General features: G+C 40.9%; 2 protein-coding genes. One reads left to right on the top strand and one right to left on the bottom strand.

The annotated features are described in order from the left end of the window. Nucleotides 1–469: IS30 family transposase (locus CBG25_RS03285; RefSeq protein WP_290604496.1), on the top strand; the 469-nt coding region annotated here is incomplete at its 5' end. On the opposite strand, the gene CBG25_RS03280 is transcribed toward CBG25_RS03285, so the two are convergent. Beyond that, nucleotides 455–634, bottom strand: a 180-nt coding sequence (locus CBG25_RS03280) for a hypothetical protein (protein ID WP_290604494.1), incomplete at its 5' end; no start/stop codon positions are given. The genes CBG25_RS03285 and CBG25_RS03280 overlap by 15 nt on opposite strands.

Here is a 634-nt window from a genome sequence, read left to right as displayed (position 1 = left end):
TAAGCAACAACCCGGTCATTTTGAAATTGATACTGTATTTGGTAAAGATCAGAAGTCATTCTTACTGACTCTAGCGGATAAAGCTACCAAGCAGATTATTATCCGCAAGTTACCGAATAAACGCGCTGATACTGTTGTAGATGCTTTCCTTGACATTGTAGCAAATACCTTCTGTGACTTTAAAACTTTGACGGCCGATAACGGTTCTGAGTTCTCCATGCATAAACAGATAACTGAGATCACCGGTGCTAATGTCTTCTTTGCCAGGCCTTATCACTCATGGGAGCGTGGTTTAAATGAACACAGTAACGGACTTATCCGCCGTTTTTACCCAAAAGGAACGGACTTCAACTCAGTCACGGACAACGAGATTGCAGAACTTGAGCACATACTTAATACTCGGGGACGAAAATCGTTGGGCTATTTTTCTCCAAATGAAGTATTTTTAGCTCATCTAATGGCTGCATAACGTTTTATGGGTTTGTTGCGTTTCGACTGGGAATGGGCCATTTTCCTGTTTAAGATGGTTTTCTGTGGTTAACAGCGTGCTTTCTGAATTAAGTGGTACGAGATTTCCCTGTTTAATCTCCTTGTTAATTTCCTTGCGTAATGTTTCTAATACTTTCGTCTGGCA

This window comes from Arsenophonus sp. ENCA (genome assembly GCF_002287155.1).
Classification (GTDB): Bacteria; Pseudomonadota; Gammaproteobacteria; order Enterobacterales; family Enterobacteriaceae; genus Arsenophonus; species Arsenophonus nilaparvatae.
Note: the sequence above shows the minus strand (reverse complement) of the source record. Positions and strands in the feature narration are given on the sequence as shown.